We start from the raw sequence: 24,630 nt of genomic DNA on the forward strand, positions 1-24,630 counted from the left end.
CTCCAAAAGAATCAGTTAGCTGCGCCTCCGCCGTGTTGTTTTTGTTATGCGTGAGTCGATTCGTCTTATTTTTATTGTCTTGTACAAAGCTTGTTATTGTTTTTGTACTAAGCATATAGCAGGGTGCGTGCCAACTTTTGCGCCGTCCAGCAAAACCGGGGGGTTGTGCTGGTTTCGCCAGATTGAGGGCCAAAAAAAAGCCGGGGCTTCGTTACCGTAAGCCCCGGCTTTTGTTACGTGAAAATTCAGCGGTAACAGTTTTTTCACATCAGCAGGTGTTACCTGTGGGGCTGCACCCTCAGCTTTCGCTGGCCACCCCGGTCTTGCGCCGCGGAATGCCCAGGCGCTGACGCCGTTCCCACAGGCATTTGCGACTCACGCCCAGCTTGCGTGCCAGCTCTGTCTCGGTCATATGGTCCTGATGCTCGAGCACGAAGTGCTGGAAGTAGTCTTCCAGTGACAAATCTTCCGTCGGTTCATGGCTGGTATTGCTACCGCTGCCCTGCTGCGGGGACAGGCCAATGAAGTCGTCGTCATCCAGATCGCTGAGCTCAATGTCGATGCCCAGCAACTCGGCGGAAATCTCCGGGCTCTCCGACAGAATCACGGCGCGCTCGACGGCGTTCTCCAGCTCGCGCACGTTCCCTGGCCACGAGTAGTGACGGATCGCCTGTTCGGCGTCCGCGGCAAACTTCAGGTCGGTGCGGTCAATGCGTGCGCCTTGACGCAACAGGAACGCGTTGGCGATTTCGTTGACGTCGGCGCCACGCTCGCGCAGGGCCGGCAGTTTGAGCGCGATGACATGCAGGCGGTAATACAAGTCCTCACGAAACTGGCCGATCTTGGCCAGGCTCTTGAGGTCACGGTGTGTCGCCGCGATCAATCGAACATCGACCTTCTGCGATTGCACCGAGCCGACCCGGCGAATTTCGCCTTCCTGCAGCACGCGCAGCAAACGCGCCTGGGCTTCCAGGGGCAACTCGCCAATTTCATCGAGGAACAACGTGCCGCCGTCCGCGGCCTCCACCAGGCCCGCACGCCCGGCGCTGGCGCCGGTGAACGCACCTTTCTCGTGGCCGAACAGCTCGGATTCGATCAGGGATTCGGGGATCGCCGCGCAGTTCACCGAGATCATCGGCGCCTTGGCGCGCTTGGACAGGTTGTGCAGGGCGCGGGCCACCAGTTCTTTGCCGGTGCCCGATTCGCCCTGGATCAATACATTGGAGTCGGTCGGCGCCACCTTGCGGATCTTGCTGTACAAGTCCTGCATCGGAGGGCAGGAGCCGATGATGCCGATCTCGCCATTGCTGTTGTTGGCGCCTGGTTTTTCGGCGCCGCTGGTCTTGCCGGTGGGGCGTGGCTCGGCAGGCGCAATGCTGGCCGACACACGGTCACGCAGGATGCGGGCCACGGCCTGGAGCATCTCGTCGTGATCGAAGGGCTTGGCGATGTAATCCACCGCGCCCATCTTCATCGAGTCCACCGCCGAGCGCAGGCTGGCGTAGCTGGTCATGATCAGCACCGGGGTGCCCTGGCCCAGCTTGATCAGCTCGGTGCCCGGGGCGCCTGGCAGGCGCAGGTCACTGACAATCAGGTCGAACGTGGGAATGCTGAATCGCTCTTGGGCTTCCTGCACCGAGCCGGCTTCGCTGACCTGGTACTGATTACGTTCAAGCAGGCGACGCAAGGCAGAGCGGATAATGGTTTCGTCTTCGACGATCAAAATGTGCGGCATTGATTCAATTCTCTCGACGGTCTCAGTTCACAGCGGACGTCGCTTCGACATGACGCGGCAAGGTCACCCGGATACGGGTGCCGCGTTGGCTTTGTGTGTCAGCCGGGCTGTCGATGGTGATTTGTCCATAATGCTCTTCAACGATGGAATAGACCAGTGCAAGGCCCAGACCGGTACCTTCACCGGGGTCCTTGGTGGTGAAGAAGGGTTCGAACAATCGGTCCATGATGTTCTGTGGAATGCCGCTGCCTTCGTCTTCCACGATCAGGTCGACCGTGTGCTCGAAAGCCTCGCTCTTGACGCGTACAGCACTGCCGGCCGGCGACGCGTCGCGGGCGTTGGACAGCAGGTTGATCAGCACCTGGGCCAGGCGTTGTGAGTCGCCATCGACCCAATGCTCCGGATCGCACAGGTTAAAGAACTGTACTTCGAAATTGCGCCGGTTCAAGGCCAACAGCCCAATGGCATCCTGGGCCACTTCGGCCAGGCACACCGCTTCGTCCTGATTCTGATGGGCGCCGGAGTGGGCAAAGCTCATCAACGACTGGACGATGCGTGAAACCCGCTTGGTCTGTTCAAGGATTTGCCCGCTGATTTCGGTGATTTCCCCGTCTTCTTCACGCTCTTCCCGCAGGTTTTGCGCCAGGCAGGCGATACCGGTGATCGGGTTACCGATTTCATGAGCCACGCCGGCGGCCAGGCGCCCAATGCTGGCCAGGCGTTCGGAGTGCACCAGCTTGTCTTCGAGCATCTGTGTATCGGTCAAATCTTCTACCAGCAGCACCAGGCCGCTGTTACCCGGCGCCAGAGGTTCGTCGATGGCCGCTTTGTGCAAGTTGAGCCAGCGGGTCTGGCCGTCGAGGGCCAAGTGCTGTTTGTGCAAGTGCTCGTCTGGCAGGTTGATGAAACCCTGCAGCAGCTCTTTCCAGGGATCGCCCAGGGTATTGAGGCGCGAACCCACCACCCGCTGGGCGGCGATGCCGGTGAGTTCTTCCATGGCCTTGTTCCACATCAGGATTTCCTGGTCCTTGGCCAGGGAACACACGCCCATCGGCAGTTCCTGCAGAGTCTGGCGGTGGTAACGGCGCAGGGCATCGAGTTCGGCCGCCAGGCCCGTGAGGCGCGAGTGGTAATCCTCAAGCCGGCTTTCGATGAAGTGGATGTCTTCGGTGACGTAGTTTTCGCCACCGGCCTTGTAGGGCAAGAAGGTTTCCACCATGTCCTGGGACACGCTCGGCCCCATCAACCCGGACAGGTTGGCTTCGATACGGTCACGCAGGCGGCGCAGGGCATAGGGGCGGCGCTCGTCAAATGGCAGGTAGAGGTCGCGCAGCGCCTGTTCAACTTCCTTTTGTGCGGCCTTGGCACCCAGGGGCTTGGCCAGTTGTGTGGCGAACTCCTGGGGCGAGGCCGCATGCAGTTCGCGGCGTTGCGGGCGGCGCACGTTATCCACCGCGCAGGCTTCGGCGGCGCTGGTTTCTTCGGCGCTGGCGTTGGTGAACAGCGAGATCAGGGTGAACATCAGTACGTTGGCGGCCAGCGAGGCGATGGCAGCCATGTGCCAACTGGTGTCGTCCAGCACGTAAATCATGTTCAGCAACGGGATATAGAAGCCCTGTAAGTTGCCGACCAGCGGTAGCAGCATGGTCACGGTCCACACCAGGATCCCGGCCAGCAGCCCGGCAATAAAGCCACGGCGATTGGCGGTCGGCCAGTACAGCACCGACAACACGCCGGGCAGGAACTGCAAGGTGGCGACAAACGCGACGATGCCGAGGTTGGCCAGGTCTTGCCCGGCGCCCAGCAGCAGATAAAACGCGTAACCTGCCATGATGATCGCGACGATCAGCGCGCGTCGGGTCCATTTCAACCAACGGTAGATATTGCCCTCGGCCGGCGGCTGGTACAGCGGCAGTACCAAGTGATTGAGCGCCATGCCCGAGAGTGCCAGGGTGGTAACGATGATCAGCCCGCTTGCGGCCGACAACCCCCCGACATAGGCCAGCAGCGCCAGAGCCGGGCTGTTGGCGGCAATACCGATGCCCAGGGTGAAATACTCAGGGTTGGTGGTGGCCCCCAGTTTCAGGCCGGCCCACAGGATCAGCGGCACCGCCAGGCTCATCAGCAACAGGAACAGCGGCAAGCCCCAGCTGGCGCTGACCAGCGAGCGCGGGTTGAGGTTCTCGGTGAAGGTCATGTGGTACATGTGCGGCATCACGATCGCCGAGGCGAAGAACACCAGCAGCAGCGTTCGCCATGGGCCTTCCTGCAATGGCGTATGCAAGGCGGCGAGGGCGGTCTGGTTTTGCAGCAGCCACAGTTCCAGCTGTTGCGGCCCGTCGAACACGCCGTAAAGCGCGTAAAGGCCGACGCCGCCGATGGCGATCAGCTTGATGACCGACTCAAAGGCAATCGCAAACACCAGGCCCTGGTGTTTCTCACGGGTGGCGATATGGCGAGAACCAAAGAAGATGGTGAACAAGGTGATCAGCGCGCAGAACGCCAGGGCAACTCGATGTTGCACGGGCTCGCGGGTCAGGATGCTGATGGAGTCGGCCACCGCCTGGATCTGCAGGGCCAGCAACGGCAGCACGCCGATCAACATGAAGATGGTGGTCAGCGCGCCGGCCCAAGTGCTGCGAAAGCGAAAGGCAAACAGGTCTGCCAGGGAGGACAGTTGGTAGGTCCGGGTGATTTTCAGGATCGGATACAGCAGCACCGGCGCCAGCAGGAACGCGCCGGACACCCCCAGGTAACTGGAGAGAAAGCCGTAGCCGTACTGATAGGCCAGCCCCACCGTGCCGTAGAACGCCCAGGCACTGGCGTAGACGCCCAGGGACAAGGTGTAGGTCAGCGGATGGCGAATGATCGCCCGCGGAATCATTCCGCGCTCACTGATCCAGGCCACGCCGAATAACGCAGCCAGGTAGGCGGCGCTGATCAGCAGCATCTGGGTGAGACTAAAGCTCATCGGCATCTTTTTGGCTCTGCAGGATGAAGGTCACGACGATCAGGATCAGCCATAGCAGATAAGGGCGATACCAGGCGCCCGTGGCGTCGATCCACCAATCCATGATGGCGGGGGAGAACAGGTAGATCCCGACGACCAGCAGCAGGACCAAACGATAGATGTACATGTTGGCCTCTGATTAAAAATCTGCCGCGATGTTAACGGATGATGGGCAACCTGCAAGCGCCTTCAACTCAATTGCGCTTCGGCCAGGGTCAGTGTGCGCGGGATGCGGGTGGCGTCCCAGTGTGCAATGCCCCAATCCAGCAGTTCTCGTGGGCTGGCGTACTGCAACTGCGCGTCGGGCTGTTGGCCAAGGGCACGCAGCGCTCTGAGCAGCAAAGGCGTGGCCTGGTCGGCTGTCAACGGTGGAGAGCGGTAGGACTTACCCAGTTTGTTGCCGTCTGGCTGCACGATCAGCGGCACGTGCAAGTAACGGGGTTGGCGCAGGCCGAGCAGTTCTTGCAAGTAAAGCTGGCGCGGCGTGGAGTCGAGCAGGTCGGCGCCGCGTACGATATCGGTTACACCTTGCCAGGCGTCGTCGAGCACCACCGCCAGTTGGTAGGCGTAGAGGCCATCGCGCCGACGAATGATGAAGTCGCCGGCATCGCGCCCCAGATGTTGCCGGAACTCGCCCTGGACGCGGTCGACAAAGTGATATTCCAACTCGGGCACGCGCAGGCGGATCGCTGCATCCTGCTGTTCGTGGCCGGCATTGCGGCACAAGCCAGGGTAAATCCCGTTGTAGGGCTCCAATTGCTTGCGCGAGCAGGTGCAGGCGTAGGCCAGGCCGTGGTTGAACAGGTCGTTGAGCACTTTAGCGTAGGCATCATGCCGCTCGCTCTGGCGAACCAGTTCGCCATCCCATTCAAAGCCGTAGCTTTCCAGCGCATGCAGGATCGCCGCCTGAGCGCCGGGCTCTTCACGGGGAGGGTCAAGGTCTTCCATGCGCATCAACCAACGGCCGTGGTGGGCGCGTGCATCGAGGTAGGAGGCGAGGGCGGCAACCAGGGAACCGAAGTGCAAATGGCCGCTGGGTGTGGGGGCGAAACGCCCAATATAGGTAGAGGCTGTCATGGCCCGGATACTACTGCATAACCGGTAAACGCCAGAAACAAAAATGGAGCGTTCGCACGCTCCACTCGTTCAACTCGGCAAAGTTACTTGCCGACCTGTTTTTCCTTGATTTCAGCCAAGGTCTTGCAGTCTACGCACAGGTCCGCGGTTGGACGGGCTTCCAGTCGGCGAATACCGATTTCGACGCCGCAGGATTCACACCAGCCGTATTCTTCGTCTTTGATCAGTTGCAGGGTCTTGTCGATCTTCTTGATCAACTTGCGCTCGCGATCGCGGGCGCGCAGTTCGAGGGCGAACTCTTCTTCCTGGCTGGCGCGATCGGCCGGGTCAGGGAAGTTGGCCGCTTCATCCTTCATATGGTCAACCGTACGGTCGACTTCCTGCATCAAGTCCTGTTTCCACTTGTTGAGGATCTTGGTGAAGTGCTCGCGCATGGGCTCGCCCATGTACTCCTCGCCCTTTTTTTCGACATAGGGTTCGAAGCCGCCGAGGCCTTGAGTCTGCTGTTGCTTTGCTTGGGTGGACATGAATAGACCGCCTCTCACTCTTCTAATCCATTGCGCAGGATTGCAACGTCACCGACACCTGCCGGCCCTGCGGCTGCAAGCGGGCGAACTTACCAGATAGATTCAGGGTGCGCTACTCCCGGTTGTCGAGGCCCAAGGCAAAGGGGTTGCAAACTGCAGCAGCCCGCCATGACTGGGTATGTATCGCCTCGAATGTTGATTTTAGCTGTTTTACGAGCGCGCGCAGGGTGCACTTGCAGCCCCAATCAGGCAATAGAGCATGTTTTACCGTGAGGGTTCGGTAGAATCCAGATTTTGTCCTCACCGTCTAAGGAAGGCTAATGGCTCAGCCCTACAGTGCGCGTAGTCGCGCCATCGAACCTTTTCATGTCATGGCGTTACTGGCGCGTGCCAATGAGCTGCAGGCCGCCGGTCACGACGTGATCCACCTGGAAATCGGCGAGCCTGACTTCACCACCGCCGAACCGATCATCCAGGCCGGCCAAGCCGCGTTGGCAAACGGTAAGACGCGCTACACCGCCGCCCGTGGCTTGCCGGAGTTGCGCGAAGCCATCAGTGGTTTCTACCAGCAACGCTACGGTTTGAGCATCGACCCGCAGCGCATCCTGGTCACCCCCGGTGGCTCCGGCGCGTTATTGCTGGCCAGCAGCTTGCTGGTGGATCCGGGTAAGCACTGGCTGCTGGCGGACCCAGGCTACCCCTGCAACCGACACTTCCTGCGCCTTGTGGAAGGCGCGGCGCAGTTGGTGCCGGTCGGCCCAGACGTACGCTACCAGTTGACCGCCGATCTGGTGGCCAGGCATTGGGACCAGGACAGTGTCGGCGCACTGGTGGCGTCGCCCGCCAACCCCACCGGCACGATCCTCACCCGGGACGAGTTGGCTGGGCTGTCGGGCGCCATCAAGGCGCGCAACGGTCACTTGGTGGTCGACGAGATTTATCACGGCCTCACCTACGGCACCGACGCCGCCAGCGTGCTGGAAGTTGATGATGACGCCTTTGTCCTGAATAGTTTTTCGAAGTATTTCGGCATGACCGGCTGGCGCCTCGGTTGGCTGGTGGCGCCCCCTGAAGCGGTGGGTGAGTTGGAGAAGTTGGCGCAGAACCTCTACATCAGTGCGCCAAGTATGGCCCAGCATGCCGCCTTGGCCTGTTTCACCCCGCAAACCCTGGAGATTCTGGAGCAGCGCCGTGCCGAATTTGGTCGCCGCCGAGACTTCCTGCTGCCGGCTCTGCGTGAGCTGGGGTTCGGTATCGCCGTGGAGCCCGAAGGAGCCTTTTATCTGTATGCCGATATCAGCGCGTTCGGCGGCGATGCCTTCGCGTTTTGCCGTCATTTCCTCGAAACCGAGCATGTGGCCTTTACGCCCGGGTTGGATTTCGGTCGCTACCAGGCGGGGCACCATGTGCGTTTTGCCTACACGCAAAACCTCGATCGGCTGCAAGAAGCGGTGGAGCGGATTGCCCGTGGTTTGCGGAGTTGGCAAGGCTGATGCGTTTTAATCCTCCTCTTGAAGAAGGGCGGCTGATCCGCCGCTACAAGCGCTTTCTCACCGATATCGAAACCGTTACCGGCGAGTTACTCACCATTCACTGCCCTAACACCGGTTCGATGCTCAACTGCATGGTCGAAGGTGGCCAGGTCTGGTTCAGCCGTTCTACGGATCCCAAGCGCAAGCTGCCTGGCACGTGGGAAATTGCCGAAACGCCCCAGGGCCGGCTGGCGTGCGTCAACACCGCGCGTGCCAACCAGTTGGTGGAAGAAGCCTTGCTGGCCGGTGTGATCACTGAGCTCAACGGCTTTACTGCGTTGAAGCGTGAGGTGCCTTATGGCCAGGAGAAAAGCCGCATCGACTTTCGCCTGGATTACCCCCAGGGCGCTGCGTTTGTCGAGGTCAAAAGCGTCACCCTGGGCTTTGATGGCAGCTCAGTGGCGGCTTTCCCCGATGCGGTGACGCAGCGCGGTGCCAAGCACTTGCGTGAGCTGGCCCACCTGGCGCGCGACGGTATACGGGCGGTGCAGCTGTATTGCGTGAACCTGTCGGGGATCGACGCGGTGCGCCCGGCGGTGGAAATCGACGCCGGTTATGCGGCGGCGCTACGTGAGGCCAAGGCCGCAGGTGTGGAGGTGCTGGCCTACGGCGTACGGGTCACGCCTCAGGAGATTTACGTCGAGCGTCGGCTGAAAGTGCTGCTGGGCGATTAGAGATCGACCCACAATCCTTGTTCGTCTTCACGGCCGGGCAGGGCAGTGAGGTGTTGGCCTGCGCAGGGCCCGGCGATGCACTCGCCGCTTTCAATCAGAAACAATGCGCCATGGGTGGCGCATTGGATCAGGCTGGCGCTGTCGTCGAGGAAGCGATCAGGTTGCCATTCCAGCGGGATACCACGATGGGGGCAGTGGTTGAGATAGAAGTACGCAATGCCGTCCCGACGCACCGCCAACAGCCTGTGGCCATCGATATCAAAACCGCGGCTGCTGTTGGGGGCGAGGTCGCCTGAGGTGCAGAGAAACTTCATTTCAATCCTTAAGTGCCTTGACGTTCAAATGCAAACAATTATCAAATGCCCGCTTCGCCCGTCAGCTGACTGGGTGCTCAATACGATGCCTGGCAGGGGTTATCTGTCACATCAATGAGTGCTTGAGTGGCCCTGCCCTAGGAAGGAAACCCTGTTATGCGCCTGAGTACCAGCGCTATTGCGCTTGTTGCCTCACTGCTGGTCAACCCTGGGGCGCACGCCTCTGAACTGCCGCAACGCTGGGTGAGTGCCGGTGGGGCGCTGTCGGAGTGGGTGACGGCCCTGGGCGGTGAATCGAAGTTGGTGGGAGTGGATACCACCAGTCAGCATCCCGCCTCGCTCAAGGCCTTGCCGAGCATTGGTTACCAGCGGCAGTTGTCGGCCGAAGGCATTCTCAGCCTGCGTCCGCAAATCCTTGTGGGCACGGAGGAAATGGGGCCTCCGCCGGTGCTGGCGCAGATTCGCAGTGCCGGGGTGCAGGTGGATATGTTCTCGGCCCAGCCGGATTTGCCCACGCTCAAAGGCAACCTTGCACACCTGGGGAAACTACTCGGCAGTGAGGACCAGGCTAATGCCTTGTTTGCCGTGTATGAGCAGGCGCTGGCACAGCAAAAAAATTGGGTGGCCAAGGCCCAGGCCACACAAAAAGCTCCAGGCGTGCTGTTGCTGCTCGGCCATGCCGGTGGCAAGCCGCTGATCGCGGGCAAGGACACCGCCGCTGATTGGATGTTGCAGCAGGCTGGGGGGCGTAATCTCGCCACGCATGTGGGATACAAGCCGTTTTCCGTCGAATCGCTGGCAGGGTTGAGCCCTGAGGTGCTGGTATTTGCTGATCGCGCCCTGACCGGTGACGCGGCGCGGGCAGCCTTGTTCAAAGAAAACCCGATCCTTGCCTCTACGCCGGCAGCCAAGAGTCGCCGCGTGTTTGAGTTGGATCCGACCTTGCTGGTAGGCGGCCTTGGGCCCCGATTGCCGCAAAGCCTGGAGAAACTGTCTGCCGGTTTTTATCCGTCCCAGCCTAAGCCTGCTCCATGACCACTCTGGTTAAGCCAAAAACGCTGTTTATCGGGCTATCGCTGCTGTGTGTATTGGCGATCTGGCTCTCATTGGCACTGGGGCCGGTCAGCCTGCCGTTAGTGGACACGCTCAGGGCTGCGTTAAGGCTGATGGGCGTACCGATCGAGGCCCAGGGGTTGGAGCAGGCCGAGTTGATCCTGGGGCAGATTCGCCTGCCGCGGACCCTGTTGGGGCTGGCGGTCGGCGGTGTGCTGGCGTTGTCGGGCGTGGCGATGCAGGGGTTGTTCCGCAACCCGCTGGCCGACCCTGGCTTGGTCGGCGTGTCCAGCGGGGCGGCGCTGGGAGCGGCGGTGGCGATTGTCGGTGGCTCGCTCTTTGGCGGGCTGCCGGATGCTTTCGGGCCGTATCTGTTGTCGCTGTGCGCATTTCTCGGTGGCCTGGGCGTCACGGCATTGGTCTATCGCCTGGGGCGTCGCAATGGCCAGACCAATGTCGCGACGATGTTGCTTGCCGGTATCGCGCTGACGGCCCTGGCCAGTTCGACCGTGGGCCTGTTTACCTATCTGGCGGACGATGCCACCTTGCGCACCCTGACGTTCTGGAACCTGGGTAGCCTCAATGGCGCAAGTTATTCGCGGTTGTGGCCCTTGCTGCTGGTGAGTGCAGGGGTGGCGCTGTGGTTGCCGCGCCGGGCCAAGGCGCTGAACGCGCTGTTGCTGGGTGAGTCCGAGGCCAACCATTTGGGTATTGATGTCGAGGGGCTCAAGCGCGAGTTGGTCTTCTGCACGGCCTTGGGCGTTGGCGCCGCAGTGGCAGCGGCGGGCATGATTGGTTTTGTCGGGTTGGTGGTGCCGCATCTGGTGCGGCTGCTGGCGGGGCCGGATCATCGGGTGTTGTTACCGGCCTCGGTGTTGGCGGGCGCGAGCCTGCTGTTGTTTGCGGACCTGGTGGCGCGCCTGGCGTTGGCGCCGGCGGAACTGCCGATCGGTATTGTCACTGCGTTTATCGGTGCGCCGTTTTTCCTCTATTTATTGTTACGAGGGCGCGCCTGATGTTGCGGGTAGAAGCATTGCAGATCCGGCGCGGTGGTAAGACTGTGCTGGCCGATGTCACCTTGGACCTATTGCCGGGCGAAGTGCTGGGCGTGCTGGGCCCCAATGGCGCCGGCAAAAGTACCTTGCTTGGGGCGCTGTGCGGGGAGTTGCAGCCGGATCAGGGCAAGGTCTGGCTGGATCAGCAGGCGCTCAAGCACATGACCGGTGTGCAGCGTGCCCAGCGCCTGGCGGTGCTGCCACAATCCTCCACCCTGGACTTTGCCTTTCGTGTCGAAGAGGTGGTGGGCATGGGCCGCTTGCCTCATCAGACCGGGCGAGTGCGCGACGACGAAATCATCAACGCCGCGCTGCAGGCTGCTGATGTAGGCCACCTGAGTGGCCGCAGTTACCTGGCTTTGTCGGGTGGCGAGCGGCAGCGTGTGCACCTGGCACGGGTATTGGCGCAGTTATGGCCGGGTGAGGCAGGGCAGACGTTGCTGCTGGATGAGCCCACATCAATGCTCGACCCTCTGCACCGACACACCACCTTGCAAGCTATCCGACATTTTGCCGACAGAGGCGCTGCGGTGCTGGTCATCCTGCATGATTTGAACCTGGCGGCGCGCTACTGCGACCGGATCCTGTTGCTGGAAAACGGCCGCCCCCACGCGTTGGATACGCCCTCTAAAGTCCTGCAGCCAGAGCCACTGAAGGCTGTATTCGGTCTGGATGTATTGGTACAGCCGCATCCGGAGCGTGGGCATCCGTTGATCATTGCGCGCTGAGGCAGGTTAATTCGGAGGCAAAAAAAGACCCGGCAAGAGCCGGGTCAAATAACCGTGATTAGCCTGATGAGGAGATAATCTGAGAGTCCGAACCAATGGTCTTTCAGTTATCGGCTGATCTCGCGACCAGTTGTGATAATCATAACGATTCTCATTTGATAGTCAACATTTGTTTTTCTGCTTCATCCAGTTTTCTCAAACGCTCGTTTGTAATGCCCATAAACACTGGGTTTGAGTGCCGCTCTAGTTCTTCTGATGTACTGAAATCGCTTCCAACTGACGGTTCAAGGCCTCCTTGCGCTCCGTGGGTATGTCGTTCCAGTGCACATCCATCAATGCCCCTTCAATGGCATACAGCAGAACCTTCGAAGCTCGAAACCCGCGCGTGCGCACGGCTCGGTAGGCATCGACCGCCCCTAGCCGACGCAAGTCGGACGCGCTGTGGATGCCCACCGCATGCAGCCACTGCGCTGACGTCTTGCCAAGGTTTTTCAGGTGTTGCAGCTCATCGTTCATCAAGCCTCCTTGCGTTGGCCGAATGGTGCGGTGGGTGTCGTGACCAGGCAGCCTGAAAATGAGTGTAGCGCTCAGTAGGAAAAGCGTGGTTCTTTGGTCAGAAAGGGCTGAAAAGCTTATAAGGATGGCGCGACGGCGCTTGCTCGCAGGCAGGCGCAAAGTGCCCGGCAGGCAGGGGGGCTGGCCGGTACTCGGTGTGTGGGGTTACTTGGTGCGGTAGCGCAGGCGAGTGCCGAAATTGACCGACATGAGTATTTCGTCAGCCGTGAGTTCGGGCGGGAAATAAGCACCCGAAATCTGCGCATGGGCCAGGCTGGCGCCTTCCAGTGAGCAGCCACGCAAGTCCAGGCCGCGCAGGTCGGCAGAGCGAAAATAGGCGTCGGTGAAGTCAATACCGGTGGCGTTCAGGTCGCGCAGGTCCAGCCCTCGAAAGTCGCCACCGCGCATGTCGATGGGGCCATTTTCAGGGCGCTCCTGGTTGAAGCCGCGGATGTCGTCCTTGTGCAGGAAGGCGTAGAGCGGGGTATCAAGAAGCTTTGGCTGACTCATGATCGCGACTCTGGTTGGCGTTATAGAGCCATTATAGTGCCACTATCGCTGGGTCGCGCGCCGAAGACGACGACGCGACCAAGAAATATTTCTTACAGGCCCGGCAGGTGTTGACGGATATGCCCGACCAACGCGTCGAGCGTCCCGCTTTCATTGGTCTCCACACGCTTGCTGAGCAGCAGCTCCTCGGCAGTCAGCGGGTCACGACTGGCTTGTTGTTCTTCGATAACGGCCAGTGTGGCGTCAGACGGATCGTTTTTATCCGCCTGGCGTTGTGCCAGCCAACTGGTGATAACGGCTTGCGGGGCGTTGCAGTCGAGGATCAGGAACGGCGCCCCAGTGGCTTCGGCAACCTGAGCGGCGGCCTCACGCTGTGCGCGTTTCAGAAAAGTGGCATCCAGCACCACCGGGTAGCCGGCGCGCAGCACGGTGTCGGCAATCTCGTTCAGGCGTGCGTAGGTGGCAGCGCTGGCGTCCTGATTGTAGATACCGGCCTGCAGGGTGTTCTCTACCTGTTGTTCGCCAAACAGGCGCTTGCGCTCTACATCCGAACGCAGGCGTACCGCGCCCAGGGCTTCGACCAGGCGCATGGCCACGTGGCTCTTGCCCACCGCTGAAACGCCATGGGTGATTGCCAGGAAGCGCGAGGGGATGGTGCTGTAGCTTTCCGCCAGGTTGGCGTAGTTGCGGTACTGGCGCAGGGTGTTAGCGCGTTGCACCGGGTTGGCTTCGCTCGGCATGCTGAACAGCGCAACCTTGGCGCGCACCAATGCACGGTAGGCTTTATAGAAGTTCAGGAGTTCCAGGCCTTGGTAGTCTCCGGTCAATTCCAGGTACTGGCTTATGAAGCGCCGTGCCAGGCATTTCAGGCCGCGATCTTCCAGGTCCATCGCCAAAAAAGCGGTGTCGGCGTACACGTCGGTAAAGCGAAAAGGCTCGTTGAACTCGATGCAGTCGAAGATCACCACGCGGCCATCGATCAGCGTGGCGTTGCCCAGGTGAATGTCGCCGTGGCATTCGCGGGTATAGCCATCGAGCTTGCGCTGCGCAAGCAGAGGCTTGAGGCGTTCGAAGCTGCTTTCAGCCCAGGCTTGCAGAGCCTCCAGCTGAGTCAGGTCGGCCTTGTCGCTGAGGAACGGGCGGATCTGGTCAAAGTTCTGGCGTACCGGAGCCATCACCTCTTCCGGCGTGCCGGCGGGGTGATCTTGCGGGACTTTGGGGGCGTTGAGGTGGAACTGGGCGATCTGCTTGGCCATCTCATCGATGTGCGCGCTGGTCAGTTCGCCGTTGGCTTGCAGGGTGCTGAGCATCTGGCTTTGCGGGAACTGGCGCATTTTCAGCGCGTACTCGATGGCCGGGCCGTCGCCACCCAGTTGCGGCGCCTCGGCAGTGCCGGTAATCGGCAACACTTCAAGATACAAATCTTCGGTCAGGCGCTGGTTGAGGCGCAGTTCCTCGTGGCAGAAATGCCCGCGGTCGTCCAGATTGGTGAAGTCCAGGAAGCCGAAGTTCATCGGTTTCTTCAGCTTATATGCATAGGGGCCCGTCAGTATCACCCAGGAAATATGGGTCTCGATGACTTGAAACGCGTCAACCGGATGAGGGTACAAGGCCGGGTTTTGCAGGGCAGCGATCAGGGTCTGGCTCACGGGCGATCCTTCAAAGTCGGGGGAAAATCATGGGGGGCATTATGGCTGCTGATGCCAGTCGTGCAAACCGCTGTCCGGCTCATGTTGATCATCAATAAAGTGCGTATAATCCGCCGCCATGACTCGAACCCGATCTCCCCGTTCCCGTAAAAAACCTCCTTCCCGCGGCCCGCGCCCTTGGCTGGGCTGGGTGATCAAGCTTGGCCTTGTGGGCCTTGTGGCGGTCGCCGGCCTTGCGGTGTACCTCGATGCCGTGGTGCAGGAAAAATTCTCCGGCAAGCGCTGGACGATTCCGGCCAAGGTGTATGCACGCCCGCTGGAGCTGTTCTCTGGCCAGAAGCTGAGCAAGGAAGACTTCCTTACCGAGCTCGATGCGCTGGGCTACCGCCGCGAACCCGTGAGCAATGGCCCTGGCGCTGCGGCGGTCAGCGGTAATACCGTCGACCTGAACACCCGTGGCTTCCAGTTCTACGAAGGCCTGGAAAAAGCCCAGCCGGTGCGCGTGCGTTTCTCTGGCGACTATGTGGCTGAGCTGTCGTCGCTCAATGGCTCCAAGCTGCCGGTGGTGCGTCTTGAACCGTTGCTGATCGGCGGTATTTACCCGAAAAATCTTGAAGATCGCATCCTGATCAAGCTCGATCAGGTACCGCCGTATCTGCTCGAAACCCTGGTCGCTGTCGAAGACCGCGATTTCTATAGCCACTGGGGTGTGTCGCCGAAGTCGATCGCCCGTGCTATCTGGGTCAACACGTCCGGCGGCAAGATGACCCAGGGCGGCAGTACGCTGACCCAGCAACTGGTCAAGAACTTCTACCTGACCAACGAACGCAGCCTGACCCGTAAACTCACCGAAGCCATGATGGCGATGTTGCTGGAGCTGCATTACAGCAAGCAGGAAATCCTCGAGGCTTACCTCAACGAGGTATTCGTCGGTCAGGATGGCCAGCGCGCCGTGCACGGTTTCGGCCTGGCCAGCCAGTTCTTCTTCGGGCAGCCGTTGTCCGAGTTGAAATTGCATCAGGTTGCGTTGCTGGTGGGGATGGTCAAGGGGCCGTCCTATTACAACCCGCGCCGCAACCCGGAGCGTGCGCTTGAACGTCGCAACCTGGTGCTCGATGTATTGGAGCAGCAGGGTGTCGCCACCGCTGAGCAAGTGGCCGCTGCGAAAAAAATGCCACTGGGTGTGACAACCCGCGGCAAGCTGGCGGATAGCTCATTCCCGGGCTTTATCGACCTGGTCAAGCGCCAACTGCGCGAAGACTACCGCGACGAAGACTTGACCGAAGAGGGGCTGCGGATTTTCACCAGCTTCGACCCTATCCTGCAGATGAAGGCCGAAGCGTCGGTCAACGACACCTTCAAGCGCCTGACTGGCCGTAAAGGCTCGGATGAAGTCGAAGCCGCCATGGTCGTGACCAACCCGGAAACCGGGGAGGTCCAGGCCATGATCGGCAGCCGCCAGGCCAGTTTCGCCGGTTTCAACCGCGCACTGGATGCCGTGCGGCCAATTGGCTCGCTGGTCAAGCCTGCGGTTTATCTCACTGCACTGGAAAAACCCAGCAAGTACACGCTGACCAGTTGGCTGTCCGATGACCCGCTGTCGATCAAAGGCGCGGATGGCCAGGTATGGACGCCCAAGAACTTCGACCGCCGTTCCCATGGCACGGTGTTCCTGTATCAAGGATTGGCGCATTCCTACAACATCTCGACCTCGCGTCTGGGGCTTGAAGTGGGTGTGCCGAACGTGCTGAAGACTCTGGCGCGACTGGGAGTCGAACGTGAATTCCCGGCGTTCCCGTCCATGCTCCTGGGCGCTGCGGCCATGACGCCGATGGAAGTGACCACCATGTACCAGACCCTGGCCAATGGTGGCTTCAATACGCCGATGCGCGGTATTCGCAGTGTGCTGACCGCCGATGGCGAACCGCTCAAGCGTTACCCGTTCCAGATTCAGCAGCGCTTCGACGCGGGCTCCATCTACCTCATCCAGAACGCCATGCAGCGCGTGATGCGCGAGGGTACGGGGCGTTCGGTCTACAGCGTGCTGCCGTCGAACCTGACCCTGGCGGGCAAGACCGGTACCAGCAACGACTCCCGCGACAGCTGGTTCGCAGGTTTCGGCCAAGATGTACTGGCCGTGGTATGGCTGGGGCGCGACGACAATGGCAAGACGCCGTTCACCGGTGCCACCGGCGCGCTGCAGGTATGGACCAGTTTCATGCGCAAGGCTGATCCGTTACCGCTCAACATGCCGCAGCCGGACAATATTGTGCAGGCCTGGATTGATCCACATACGGGTCAAGGCTCCGACGCCAACTGTCCGGGCGCGGTGCAGATGCCGTATATTCGCGGCAGCGAACCACCACCCGGCGCCGCGTGCGGTGGCAGTACACCTGCTGACGCGGAATCGGTGATGGATTGGGTCAAGGGCTGGATGAATTAAGCAAAGAGGGTTTCAAGTGAACAAGTTGTGGATTCCAGCAATTACGGCTCTGGCTTTGCTCGGCGGTTGCTCCAGCGTGCAGCGCGGCTCTATCCCTGTGGTGGACTCAAGCACGTCCGTTTCCAATAACGACCGCATTTCGGCCAATGGCGGCTTCCGTCAGACCGTGGTCAAACGGCCTGCCCAAGCTGCAACCCAGGCAATTCCCCAGGATTCCGGCGTCGTAGTGATGGTGCCCGGCAGTGGGGCTGCAACCTCGGCGCCTATCAGTGCCGAGCCATGGACCCCAGGCCCAAGCACTTCCGGGCCGGTGAACTCCACGCCGATTCAAACCGCGCCGGTCAATCAGGGCACCTACAACATGCCTTCGACGCCGAGCGGTATTCCGTCATCGTCCAGTGCGGGCGGGTTGTCGGCGGACGAACAACTTGATGGCCCGGTGCTGGCGTTGCTCACCACCGCTCAGCAGCAGCAGGCGGGTGGCGATTTGAATGGCGCCTCGTCGAGCCTTGAACGTGCCCAGCGCGTGGCGCCGCGTGAGCCACAAGTGCTCTATCGCCTGGCCCAGGTGCGCATGGCTCAGGGCGATGCGCCCCAGGCGGAGCAATTCGCTCGCCGTGGCCTGAGCCTGGCCAATGGGCGCCCAGACCTGCAAGCCAGCCTGTGGGCCTTGATCGGGGATGCGCGTGCCGCCCAGGGCGATGCAGCGGGTGCCGCCCAGGCGCGGCAAAAAGCCAAGGTCAGCCTCTGATGGATGCGCGTTTTCCCGCGATTGCCGAGCAGTTATTGTTGATCGAGCGCGAACTGCGCGTTCAGGGCTGGTGGGATGAAGTATCCCCCAGTGTTGAAGCCCTCAGCAGTGTCGAACCTTTTTCTGTCGATACTCTGGACTTCCACCAGTGGCTGCAGTGGATCTTCCTCGCGCGTATGAAGCAGATCCTGGAACAGGACCTGCCCTTGCCGAATGCGTCGGGGATCCTGGAAATGGCCGAGATGGTCTACGCCGACCGGCCGCGGGAGAGCCTCGGCTTGCGTAACGCGCTGAAAAAGTTCGATCAATTGATCGCCGACGCTCGTTAATTGCCTGACTGCCGGTTTTTCCGGCAGTCTTGCGCACATTTCTACCGCTTGACGACATTCAGGCGAGTTTTATCCCTCCTCAAAGCCCTTTCTTCTGCGTTCTCATGCGCTTAGTTGGAAAAAAGCGCAATTATTGCTTGACTTGAAGGACGTGAAACAGAAGAATCCAAAGTCCGCTGTATCGGGACTGCCAGAAGCAGGCCCGCTCAGCAGATCATGAGGCGCACATCCGCGCCGACCTGTAACACCCGCAACGCGTTACCTCGCGCTGGGTGGGAAAAGCCCGCAACACTTGGGACGATCCCAATACTTGCTCAGTCAGTGCTGACGTAGTCGGCGACCACCGTCGCTCATGCTCTGTTGAGAAGTAAACCTATTAAGACCCGTCGGTTTTTTAACGGACGGTATTCTGGCGTTTTAGAGGTGAACAACGTGGAGCTTTTATCTGGCGGTGAGATGCTCGTCCGCTTTTTGCGTGACGAAGGCGTCGACTATATCTACGGGTACCCAGGTGGTGCTCTGCTGCATGTCTACGACGCACTGTTCAAGGAACCGGCTGTTACCCACATCCTGGTTCGCCACGAACAGGCCGCGACCCATATGGCTGACGGCTACGCCCGTGCCACCGGTAAAGCCGGCGTGGTACTGGTAACCTCCGGCCCAGGCGCAACCAATGCCATCACCGGCATCGCGACTGCGTATATGGACTCCATCCCGATGGTGATCATCTCTGGCCAGGTGCCTAGCACCATGGTCGGCACCGACGCTTTCCAGGAAACCGACATGATCGGTATCTCCCGGCCGATCGTGAAACACAGCTTCATGATCAAGCACGCGTCGGAAATCCCGGAAGTCATGAAAAAGGCGTTCTACCTCGCACAGTCCGGTCGCCCGGGCCCTGTGGTGGTCGATATCCCGAAAGACATGACCAACCCGGCCGAAAAATTCGAATACGTTTTTCCCAAGAAAGCCAAGCTGCGTTCCTACAGTCCGGCCGTCCGTGGGCACTCGGGGCAGATCCGCAAGGCGGCAGAAATGCTCCTGGCGGCCAAGCGCCCCGTGTTGTACTCCGGCGGTGGCGTGATTCTGGGCGGCGGTTCCGCGCCACTCACCGAGCTGGCCAAGCTGCTCAACCTGCCGGTGACCAACACCCTGATGGGCCTCGGCGCATTCCCGGGTTCGGACCGTCAGTTTGTCGGCATGCTCGGCATGCACGGCAGCTACACCGCCAACCTCACCATGCACCACGCCGATGTGATCCTCGCCGTGGGCGCGCGGTTCGATGACCGAGTGATCAACGGCGCGAGCAAATTCTGCCCGAATGCCAAGATCATCCACATCGACATCGACCCGGCGTCCATCTCCAAGACCATCAAGGCCGATGTGCCAATCGTGGGGCCTGTAGAAAGTGTACTGACCGAAATGGTCGCTGCACTCAAGGACATCGGCGAAACGCCGAACAAGGAGTCCGTTGCCAGCTGGTGGAAGCAGATCGACGAATGGCGCGGTGATCGTGGCCTGTTCCCTTATGACAAGGGCGACGGCAGCATCATCAAGCCACAAACCGTGATCGAAACCCTGTGCGAAGTGACCAAGGGCGACGCCTTTGTGACCTCCGACGTGGGCCAGCACCAGATGTTCGCGGCGCAGTACTACAAGTTCGACAAGCCTAACCGCTGGATCAACTCCGGTGGCCTCGGCACGATGGGCTTTGGTTTCCCTGCGGCCATGGGGGTGAAACTGAGCTTCCCGGATGCCGACGTTGCCTGCGTCACCGGCGAAGGCAGCATCCAGATGAACATCCAGGAGCTGTCGACGTGCCTGCAATACGGTCTTCCCGTGAAGATCGTCTGCTTGAACAACGGCGTGCTCGGCATGGTTCGTCAATGGCAGGACATGAGCTACGGTAGCCGTCACTCCCATTCCTACATGGAATCGTTGCCGGATTTCATCAAGTTGGTTGAAGCCTATGGCCACGTCGGCATTCGCATCACTGATTTGAAAGATCTGAAGCCGAAGATGGAAGAAGCGTTCGCCATGAAGGACCGCCTGGTGTTCATCGATATTCAGGTGGATACCAGCGAGCACGTCTACCCGATGCAGATCAAAGACGGCTCTATGCGCGACATGTGGCTGAACAAGACGGAGCGTACTTAATCATGCGGCATATTATCTCCCTGCTTCTGGAGAACGAACCCGGCGCCTTGTCCCGTGTTGTCGGCCTGTTTTCGCAACGCAACTACAACATTGAAAGCCTGACCGTGGCGCCGACCGAAGACCCGACCCTGTCGCGCCTGACGTTGACTACTGTGGGCCACGATGAGGTGATCGAGCAGATCACCAAGAACCTCAACAAGCTGATCGAAGTGGTCAAGCTGGTCGACCTGTCGGAAAGCGCCCACATCGAGCGCGAACTGATGCTGGTCAAGGTCAAGGCCACGGGTGCCCAACGTGCCGAGATCAAGCGCACTACCGATATTTATCGCGGGCAGATCGTCGATGTGAGTGCCAGCGTTTATACCGTTCAACTGACCGGTACAAGCGACAAGCTGGACAGCTTCATCCAGTCGATCGGGACGGCCTCGATTCTGGAAACCGTACGCAGTGGTGTCACCGGGATTGCCCGTGGCGACAAAGTACTCAGCATCTAACCCAAATTAGCGAATGGCCTCACGGCCTGGATATATAGAGGAACCTCATGAAAGTTTATTACGATAAAGATTGTGACCTGTCGATCATCCAGGGCAAGAAAGTCGCCATCATCGGCTACGGTTCCCAGGGCCACGCTCAAGCGTGCAACCTGAAAGACTCCGGCGTTGACGTCACCGTTGGCCTGCGCAAAGGTTCGGCCACCGTAGCCAAGGCTGAAGCCCATGGCCTGAAAGTGACCGACGTTGCTTCTGCTGTGGCGGCTGCCGACCTGGTCATGATCCTGACCCCGGACGAGTTCCAGTCCTCGCTGTACAAGAACGAAATCGAGCCGAACATCAAGAAGGGCGCTACCCTGGCCTTCTCCCACGGCTTCGCGATTCACTACAACCAGGTCGTGCCGCGCGCTGACCTCGACGTGATCATGATCGCGCCGAAAGCACCGGGCCACACCGTGCGTTCCGAGTTCATCAAAGGCGGCGGTATCCCTGACCTGATCGCGATCTACCAGGATGCGTCGGGCAACGCCAAGAACGTTGCACTGTCCTACGCTGCTGGCGTGGGTGGCGGTCGTACCGGCATCATCGAAACCACGTTCAAGGACGAGACCGAAACCGACCTGTTCGGCGAACAAGCCGTTCTGTGCGGCGGTACCGTTGAGCTGGTAAAAGCCGGTTTCGAAACCCTGGTTGAAGCTGGCTACGCGCCGGAAATGGCCTACTTCGAATGCCTGCACGAACTGAAGCTGATCGTTGACCTCATGTACGAAGGCGGCATCGCCAACATGAACTACTCGATCTCCAACAACGCCGAATACGGCGAGTACGTGACCGGCCCTGAAGTGATCAACGCCGAGTCCCGCCAGGCCATGCGCAACGCCCTGAAACGTATTCAGGACGGCGAATACGCCAAAATGTTCATCAGCGAAGGCGCTACCGGCTACCCTTCGATGACCGCCAAGCGTCGTAATAACGCCGCTCACGGTATCGAAGTCATCGGCGAGCAACTGCGCTCCATGATGCCGTGGATCGGTGCCAACAAGATCGTCGACAAAGCCAAGAACTAAGTCGTACGCATCAAGGGAAAACGCGGCTTAGGCCGCGTTTTTTCGTTTGAGGGGTTGGTTCTGGTATAAAGCTGCATCGTTTGCAGGCGAACACTCGCTGCAAGTATCTGTCGAATTTTTTCACACCGTTGCAAGGTAAAGTCCATGAGCGAACGTCCCGAAGAGCCAAACCAGGCTTCCGACGCCGAAAGCATGCTGCCGATTGATGAACATGTCGAAGAAGGGCATGACGCCGAAGGCCGCAAGGTCCGGCATCGTGGCATCTATCTGCTGCCCAACCTGTTCACCACGGCGAATCTGTTCGCCGGCTTCTACTCCATCATCAACTCCATGAGTGCCCAGAGCGCGCTGGCGGCGGGTGATGCGGCGAGTGCCAGCAAATACTTTGGCTTTGCTGCTATCGCAATTTTCGTGGCCATGGTGCTCGACGGCCTGGATGGTCGCGTGGCGCGTATGACCAATACTCAAAGTGCTTTTGGCGCCGAGTACGACTCGTTGTCGGACATGGTTGCCTTTGGTGTTGCCCCCGCACTGCTGGCGTTTGCCTGGGCATTGGGTGACATGGGCAAGGTCGGCTGGATGGTTGCCTTCATCTATGTCGCGGGTGCCGCTTTGCGCCTGGCGCGCTTCAACACCCAGGTAGGGACTGCCGACAAGCGCTACTTCATCGGCCTTGCCAGCCCGGCAGCGGCGGGTGTTGTCGCGGGGATTGTATGGGCGTTCAGTGACTACGGGATTCAGGGATCGAAGATGTCGTTCCTGGTTGCCCTGATGGTGGCAGCGGCCGGCATGCTGATGGTCAGCAACATCAAGTACAACAGCTTCAAGGAATTTGACCTCAAGGGGCGCGTGCCTTTCGTGGCCATCCTTGTGGTGGTGCTGGTGTTCGCGGTCGTGTTCAGTGATCCACCGCGTATCCTGCTGCTGGCGTTCCTGGCCTATGCGGCTTCTGGCCCGATTCAGTACTTGTTGCGTCTGCGTCGGGACAAAACATTGTCTTAATGTAATTTCCCCCATACTCCGCAGTCTATTGGTGCATCAGTTCTCCAACGCTGCGGAGTTACCATGTTAATCAAATTACCCAAAGCGTCCGATTGTCACGAATCGGATGTCACGCCTGAATCTTTCTATCTCTCTCGCCGCAGCCTGCTCGGTGGTGCGCTTGCCGGTGTTGCCGCCAGCAGCTTGCCGCGTTGGGCCAGTGCCGGCGATGCTTCGCGGTATGCCGACGTCGAGCCGGGCAGTGCGCCCAACTGGTTTACGGAAAAACTTCCGAATGCGAAGTGGCAGTCGGTGACGGTCAAAGATGAGGCCATCACGCCATTCAAGGATGCAACTCACTACAACAACTTCTATGAGTTCGGGACAGGCAAGGGCGACCCGGCAACGAATGCGGGCTCGCTCAAGACGCAGCCCTGGAGTGTGGTGATTGATGGTGAAGTCGCAAAACCTGGGCGCTATGCCCTGGAAGACTTCATGAAACCCTATGCGCTGGAAGAGCGCATCTACCGCCTGCGTTGCGTCGAGGCATGGTCCATGGTGATTCCGTGGATAGGCTTTCCCATCTCGGCGTTGCTCAAGCAGGTCGAGCCAACCTCCAAAGCCAAGTACATCCGTTTTGAAACCCTTCAGGATCCCAAGAGCATGCCTGGGCAACGCTCAAGTTTCGGCTTGATCGATTGGCCTTATGTGGAAGGGCTGCGCCTGGATGAGGCGATGAATCCGTTGGCGATCCTCGCTGTGGGCATGTACGGGCGGGAGTTGCCTAACCAGAACGGTGCACCGTTGCGCTTGGTGGTGCCGTGGAAGTATGGCTTCAAGAGTGTGAAGTCCATCGTGCGTATCAGTCTGGTCAGTGAGCAGCCGAAAACGACGTGGCAGAGTATTGCAGCTGATGAGTATGGGTTTTATGCGAATGTGAATCCTACGGTCGATCACCCGCGCTGGACCCAGGCGCGGGAGCGCCGTCTGCCGAGCGGCCTGTTTAGTCCGAATGTGCGCGAGACGCAGATGTTCAATGGCTATTCGGATGAGGTCGCTTCTTTATATACAGGCCTCGATCTGCGGAAGAACTACTGATGCGCTATCCCATCTGGCGCATCGGCGTGTTTGTAGCCGCAGCAGTGTGGCCATTGCTCTGGTTGTATGAAGCGTGGAGTTCTGCGCTGGGGCCTGATCCAGGCAAGGTGCTCGTTGATCGCCTGGGTTTGGGGACGCTCATTTTATTGCTGATCACGCTTGCTATGACGCCGGTGCAGAAGTTGAGCGGTTGGGCGGGGTGGATAGCAGTGCGACGACAGTTGGGGCTGTGGTGCTTTGCTTATGTTGTGCTGCACCTGGCGGCCTATTGTGTGTTTGTCCTGGGGCTGGATTGGTCGCAGCTCGGCGTAGAGTTGAGCAAGCGGCCCTACATCATTGTGGGGGCGCTGGGGTTTGTTGCTCTCCTTATGTTGGCCGTTACGTCGAACCGCTATAGCCAGCGTCGGTTGGGGAGTCGATGGAAGAAGCTGCACCGTCTGGTCTATGTGATTCTTGGGCTCGGTTTGCTGCACATGCTGTGGATAGTGCGGGCGGATCTGAAGGAGTGGGCTATCTACGCTTCTATAGGTGCGCTACTTCTGTTGATCCGCGTGCCGCCGGTAATGCGTCGAATCCCTCGCCTTATTGCTAAAAAAGCGCCTTCTGCAACAAAAGCGTAATTAAGCCTTGACGGCAGATTCTGGAGGCCTATAATTCGCCCCACTTCCGGCGCAGTCGAAACGGAAAACTCCTTGGTAAACAATGAGTTATGCAGTTTTCGGCAGCAAGTTGCTTCAGTTCATCGAAGCCGAAAGGAAGTTGAAAAGGAGGTGTTGACAGCAGCGTGTAACGCTGTAGAATTCGCCTCCCGCTTACGAGAGATCGCAAGCGCAAGTGGTTGAAGTTGTTGAAGAAATCTTCGAAAACTTCTGAAAATAACCACTTGACAGCAAA

At 59.7% G+C, this 24,630-nt stretch carries 24 protein-coding genes; 14 read left to right on the forward strand and 10 right to left on the reverse strand.

Annotated elements, in window-relative coordinates:
* Window positions 1–298 precede the first annotated feature (298 nt).
* The 5 genes from GIV26_RS10905 to dksA form a co-directional block, all read right to left on the reverse strand.
* Entirely contained in the window at window positions 299–1,735 is a 1,437-nt protein-coding gene (locus GIV26_RS10905; RefSeq protein ID WP_236280461.1) for a sigma-54-dependent transcriptional regulator, read from the reverse strand.
* 22 nt (window positions 1,736–1,757) lie between these two features.
* Complete coding sequence (locus GIV26_RS10910) at window positions 1,758–4,712, reverse strand: sensor histidine kinase (protein WP_161975095.1); 2,955 nt, start codon at window positions 4,710–4,712, stop codon at window positions 1,758–1,760.
* On the reverse strand, window positions 4,696–4,872 hold the full coding sequence (locus GIV26_RS10915) for a hypothetical protein (protein ID WP_003176118.1): 177 nt from the start codon (window positions 4,870–4,872) through the stop codon (window positions 4,696–4,698). Before GIV26_RS10915 ends, GIV26_RS10910 begins: the two co-directional genes overlap by 17 nt.
* Window positions 4,873–4,934: 62 nt before the next feature.
* Window positions 4,935–5,822, reverse strand: coding sequence for a tRNA glutamyl-Q(34) synthetase GluQRS (gene gluQRS, locus GIV26_RS10920; protein ID WP_034127016.1), 888 nt, complete (start codon window positions 5,820–5,822; stop codon window positions 4,935–4,937).
* An 83-nt stretch (window positions 5,823–5,905) separates the two neighbouring features.
* Window positions 5,906–6,349, reverse strand: a complete 444-nt coding sequence (gene dksA, locus GIV26_RS10925; protein WP_003194150.1) for an RNA polymerase-binding protein DksA — start codon at window positions 6,347–6,349, stop codon at window positions 5,906–5,908.
* A gap of 320 nt (window positions 6,350–6,669) precedes the next feature.
* Here dksA and GIV26_RS10930 point away from each other — a divergent pair, with 320 nt between their 5' ends.
* Together GIV26_RS10930 and sfsA are read left to right on the forward strand one after the other, a co-directional pair.
* Entirely contained in the window at window positions 6,670–7,842 is a 1,173-nt protein-coding gene (locus tag GIV26_RS10930) for a pyridoxal phosphate-dependent aminotransferase (RefSeq protein ID WP_054898029.1), read from the forward strand.
* On the forward strand, window positions 7,842–8,555 hold the full coding sequence (gene sfsA / locus GIV26_RS10935; RefSeq protein WP_014719939.1) for a DNA/RNA nuclease SfsA: 714 nt from the start codon (window positions 7,842–7,844) through the stop codon (window positions 8,553–8,555). Before GIV26_RS10930 ends, sfsA begins: the two co-directional genes overlap by 1 nt.
* Here sfsA and GIV26_RS10940 read toward each other — a convergent pair.
* Window positions 8,552–8,869 (reverse strand): Rieske (2Fe-2S) protein, encoded by a 318-nt coding sequence (locus GIV26_RS10940; RefSeq protein WP_198790947.1) that lies wholly within the window; start codon window positions 8,867–8,869, stop codon window positions 8,552–8,554. The two genes, sfsA and GIV26_RS10940, sit on opposite strands and share 4 nt — an antisense overlap.
* A 156-nt stretch (window positions 8,870–9,025) precedes the next feature.
* Between GIV26_RS10940 and GIV26_RS10945 the strand changes: the two genes are divergently transcribed.
* Genes GIV26_RS10945 through GIV26_RS10955 form a run of 3 tightly spaced genes read left to right on the forward strand, consistent with a single transcriptional unit; the run spans window position 9,026 to window position 11,705 of the window.
* Entirely contained in the window at window positions 9,026–9,904 is an 879-nt protein-coding gene (locus GIV26_RS10945; RefSeq protein WP_236280463.1) for a heme/hemin ABC transporter substrate-binding protein, read from the forward strand.
* A complete protein-coding gene (locus GIV26_RS10950; protein WP_057975459.1) occupies window positions 9,901–10,938 on the forward strand; it encodes a FecCD family ABC transporter permease in 1,038 nt (345 codons plus the stop codon). The genes GIV26_RS10945 and GIV26_RS10950 overlap by 4 nt, the downstream gene beginning before the upstream one ends.
* A complete protein-coding gene (locus GIV26_RS10955; protein ID WP_236280466.1) occupies window positions 10,938–11,705 on the forward strand; it encodes a heme ABC transporter ATP-binding protein in 768 nt (255 codons plus the stop codon). Before GIV26_RS10950 ends, GIV26_RS10955 begins: the two co-directional genes overlap by 1 nt.
* A gap of 243 nt (window positions 11,706–11,948) precedes the next feature.
* Here GIV26_RS10955 and GIV26_RS10960 read toward each other — a convergent pair whose 3' ends face one another.
* The 3 genes from GIV26_RS10960 to GIV26_RS10970 all read right to left on the reverse strand — a co-directional run bounded on the left by GIV26_RS10960 (window position 11,949) and on the right by GIV26_RS10970 (window position 14,419).
* Window positions 11,949–12,221: a TfoX/Sxy family protein gene (locus tag GIV26_RS10960; protein ID WP_003194139.1), complete on the reverse strand. Its 273-nt coding sequence runs from the start codon at window positions 12,219–12,221 to the stop codon at window positions 11,949–11,951.
* 204 nt (window positions 12,222–12,425) lie between these two features.
* Window positions 12,426–12,770: a pentapeptide repeat-containing protein gene (locus tag GIV26_RS10965; RefSeq protein ID WP_034127023.1), complete on the reverse strand. Its 345-nt coding sequence runs from the start codon at window positions 12,768–12,770 to the stop codon at window positions 12,426–12,428.
* A gap of 92 nt (window positions 12,771–12,862) precedes the next feature.
* A complete protein-coding gene (locus GIV26_RS10970) occupies window positions 12,863–14,419 on the reverse strand; it encodes a bifunctional aminoglycoside phosphotransferase/ATP-binding protein (protein ID WP_236280469.1) in 1,557 nt (518 codons plus the stop codon).
* Window positions 14,420–14,537: 118 nt separating this feature from the next.
* On the opposite strand from GIV26_RS10970, the gene mrcB reads away from it, so the two are divergent.
* From mrcB to msrQ, 9 genes are all read left to right on the forward strand, one after another.
* A complete protein-coding gene (gene mrcB / locus GIV26_RS10975; protein ID WP_034127025.1) occupies window positions 14,538–16,862 on the forward strand; it encodes a penicillin-binding protein 1B in 2,325 nt (774 codons plus the stop codon).
* A 16-nt stretch (window positions 16,863–16,878) separates the two neighbouring features.
* Window positions 16,879–17,613: a tetratricopeptide repeat protein gene (locus GIV26_RS10980; RefSeq protein ID WP_054917942.1), complete on the forward strand. Its 735-nt coding sequence runs from the start codon at window positions 16,879–16,881 to the stop codon at window positions 17,611–17,613.
* Window positions 17,613–17,942: a YqcC family protein gene (locus tag GIV26_RS10985; protein ID WP_057975454.1), complete on the forward strand. Its 330-nt coding sequence runs from the start codon at window positions 17,613–17,615 to the stop codon at window positions 17,940–17,942. The genes GIV26_RS10980 and GIV26_RS10985 overlap by 1 nt, the downstream gene beginning before the upstream one ends.
* A 432-nt stretch (window positions 17,943–18,374) precedes the next feature.
* Complete coding sequence (locus GIV26_RS10990) at window positions 18,375–20,099, forward strand: acetolactate synthase 3 large subunit (protein WP_014719928.1); 1,725 nt, start codon at window positions 18,375–18,377, stop codon at window positions 20,097–20,099.
* A gap of 2 nt (window positions 20,100–20,101) precedes the next feature.
* The gene (gene ilvN, locus GIV26_RS10995) at window positions 20,102–20,593 is read left to right on the forward strand and encodes an acetolactate synthase small subunit (RefSeq protein WP_003176102.1); all 492 of its coding nucleotides are present in this window, start codon (window positions 20,102–20,104) and stop codon (window positions 20,591–20,593) included.
* Between the two features lie 47 nt (window positions 20,594–20,640).
* A complete protein-coding gene (gene ilvC, locus GIV26_RS11000; RefSeq protein ID WP_054917939.1) occupies window positions 20,641–21,657 on the forward strand; it encodes a ketol-acid reductoisomerase in 1,017 nt (338 codons plus the stop codon).
* Window positions 21,658–21,801: 144 nt separating this feature from the next.
* Window positions 21,802–22,659, forward strand: coding sequence for a CDP-diacylglycerol--serine O-phosphatidyltransferase (gene pssA, locus GIV26_RS11005; protein ID WP_014719927.1), 858 nt, complete (start codon window positions 21,802–21,804; stop codon window positions 22,657–22,659).
* Between the two features lie 63 nt (window positions 22,660–22,722).
* A complete protein-coding gene (gene msrP / locus GIV26_RS11010) occupies window positions 22,723–23,736 on the forward strand; it encodes a protein-methionine-sulfoxide reductase catalytic subunit MsrP (protein WP_054898035.1) in 1,014 nt (337 codons plus the stop codon).
* Complete coding sequence (gene msrQ / locus GIV26_RS11015) at window positions 23,736–24,356, forward strand: protein-methionine-sulfoxide reductase heme-binding subunit MsrQ (RefSeq protein WP_236280472.1); 621 nt, start codon at window positions 23,736–23,738, stop codon at window positions 24,354–24,356. The genes msrP and msrQ overlap by 1 nt, the downstream gene beginning before the upstream one ends.
* 28 nt (window positions 24,357–24,384) lie before the next feature.
* Here the strand turns inward: msrQ and GIV26_RS11020 are convergent.
* Window positions 24,385–24,630: hypothetical protein (locus tag GIV26_RS11020; protein WP_236280475.1), on the reverse strand; the 246-nt coding region annotated here is incomplete at its 5' end.

It is taken from the genome of Pseudomonas sp. PA-1-3F (assembly GCF_021609665.1).
GTDB classification, from domain to species: domain Bacteria; phylum Pseudomonadota; class Gammaproteobacteria; order Pseudomonadales; family Pseudomonadaceae; genus Aquipseudomonas; species Aquipseudomonas paracarnis.

Excerpts from the sequence above, each read along its gene's own strand:
- GIV26_RS10905 (WP_236280461.1), bottom strand. The coding sequence starts at position 1,735 with ATGCCGCACATTTTGATCGTCGAAGACGAAACCATTATCCGCTCTGCC.
- GIV26_RS10910 (WP_161975095.1), bottom strand. The coding sequence starts at position 4,712 with ATGCCGATGAGCTTTAGTCTCACCCAGATGCTGCTGATCAGCGCCGCC.
- GIV26_RS10915 (WP_003176118.1), bottom strand. The coding sequence starts at position 4,872 with ATGTACATCTATCGTTTGGTCCTGCTGCTGGTCGTCGGGATCTACCTG.
- gluQRS (WP_034127016.1), bottom strand. The coding sequence starts at position 5,822 with ATGACAGCCTCTACCTATATTGGGCGTTTCGCCCCCACACCCAGCGGC.
- dksA (WP_003194150.1), bottom strand. The coding sequence starts at position 6,349 with ATGTCCACCCAAGCAAAGCAACAGCAGACTCAAGGCCTCGGCGGCTTC.
- GIV26_RS10930 (WP_054898029.1), top strand. The coding sequence starts at position 6,670 with ATGGCTCAGCCCTACAGTGCGCGTAGTCGCGCCATCGAACCTTTTCAT.
- sfsA (WP_014719939.1), top strand. The coding sequence starts at position 7,842 with ATGCGTTTTAATCCTCCTCTTGAAGAAGGGCGGCTGATCCGCCGCTAC.
- GIV26_RS10940 (WP_198790947.1), bottom strand. The coding sequence starts at position 8,869 with ATGAAGTTTCTCTGCACCTCAGGCGACCTCGCCCCCAACAGCAGCCGC.
- GIV26_RS10945 (WP_236280463.1), top strand. The coding sequence starts at position 9,026 with ATGCGCCTGAGTACCAGCGCTATTGCGCTTGTTGCCTCACTGCTGGTC.
- GIV26_RS10950 (WP_057975459.1), top strand. The coding sequence starts at position 9,901 with ATGACCACTCTGGTTAAGCCAAAAACGCTGTTTATCGGGCTATCGCTG.
- GIV26_RS10955 (WP_236280466.1), top strand. The coding sequence starts at position 10,938 with ATGTTGCGGGTAGAAGCATTGCAGATCCGGCGCGGTGGTAAGACTGTG.
- GIV26_RS10960 (WP_003194139.1), bottom strand. The coding sequence starts at position 12,221 with ATGAACGATGAGCTGCAACACCTGAAAAACCTTGGCAAGACGTCAGCG.
- GIV26_RS10965 (WP_034127023.1), bottom strand. The coding sequence starts at position 12,770 with ATGAGTCAGCCAAAGCTTCTTGATACCCCGCTCTACGCCTTCCTGCAC.
- mrcB (WP_034127025.1), top strand. The coding sequence starts at position 14,538 with ATGACTCGAACCCGATCTCCCCGTTCCCGTAAAAAACCTCCTTCCCGC.
- GIV26_RS10985 (WP_057975454.1), top strand. The coding sequence starts at position 17,613 with ATGGATGCGCGTTTTCCCGCGATTGCCGAGCAGTTATTGTTGATCGAG.
- ilvN (WP_003176102.1), top strand. The coding sequence starts at position 20,102 with ATGCGGCATATTATCTCCCTGCTTCTGGAGAACGAACCCGGCGCCTTG.
- ilvC (WP_054917939.1), top strand. The coding sequence starts at position 20,641 with ATGAAAGTTTATTACGATAAAGATTGTGACCTGTCGATCATCCAGGGC.
- pssA (WP_014719927.1), top strand. The coding sequence starts at position 21,802 with ATGAGCGAACGTCCCGAAGAGCCAAACCAGGCTTCCGACGCCGAAAGC.
- msrP (WP_054898035.1), top strand. The coding sequence starts at position 22,723 with ATGTTAATCAAATTACCCAAAGCGTCCGATTGTCACGAATCGGATGTC.
- msrQ (WP_236280472.1), top strand. The coding sequence starts at position 23,736 with ATGCGCTATCCCATCTGGCGCATCGGCGTGTTTGTAGCCGCAGCAGTG.